The organism is Psychrobacter sp. 1U2 (genome assembly GCF_051847575.1).
On sequence record NZ_JBPYDC010000789.1, the window covers coordinates 1 to 834 of the forward strand.

An 834-nucleotide genomic window follows, 5' to 3' on the forward strand; every position below is an offset into this window, starting at 1 on the left:
ATAAAAATAGCGCTTGAGCGAATAACTTTATTGGGTACGATACTAATAAGCACTACGCTCACTAAGACACCGCCACCTAGTAACAAGTTTGGTATGCTACCAAAATTTTCAGCACCAACACCGCCTGCTAGATCGGTTAGACCAACTTTAGTGAGTGACAGACCGATAGTGACAATGACACAACCAGTGACGATTGGGCTCATCAGGGACTTAAGTTTAGTGATGAACTGGCTTAAAAAGATTTCAACGAATGCTGCAAGGAAGGTGATACTAAAGATGACCGATAAAATCTCTTCAGGACTTCCCCCTTTGTTTTTGACTACAAAACCTGCCGCCAATACGGCCGCTAAGAAACCAAAGCTGGTACCTTGTAGTGCCATAAGGCCTGAGCCTACAGGGCCGACCTTGCGAGTCTGAATAAAGGTAGCAACCCCAGATACCATCAGGGCCATACTGATAAGGTAGGGAATATGTTCACCCAGACCTAAAACACCACCAATGATTAATGAGGGAGTAATAACGCCGACAAAAGCGGCTAAGACGTGCTGTACGGCACCTAAAAATGCTTTTGTAGGGGCGGGACGATCATGCAGACCGTATAATAAATCAGGGTTTCCTTGAGTGGTCTTACTCATCTGGGCTTCCTCCTAGAGTGACTTTTTAGTCCAATCCTTATCAGAAATATTTAGTAATACAGGAAGTGTGTAAGCTAGAACTCCCTATTCGCTTAAAACTATATAACGAATCGTATTGCCTATCTATCCAACAAAGAGTCGCACTGATCCTTGTGCTAATTAATAAAACCGATTAGCCATTATTAATAGTTAATTTACT

Annotated in this window: 1 protein-coding gene; it reads right to left on the minus strand. The window is 42.6% G+C overall.

The features are described from left to right. A partial coding sequence (locus tag ACS8FD_RS18755) for a solute carrier family 23 protein (RefSeq protein WP_439276961.1) occupies nucleotides 1-635 on the minus strand: 635 nt, incomplete at its 3' end. Nucleotides 636-834 lie beyond the last annotated feature (199 nt).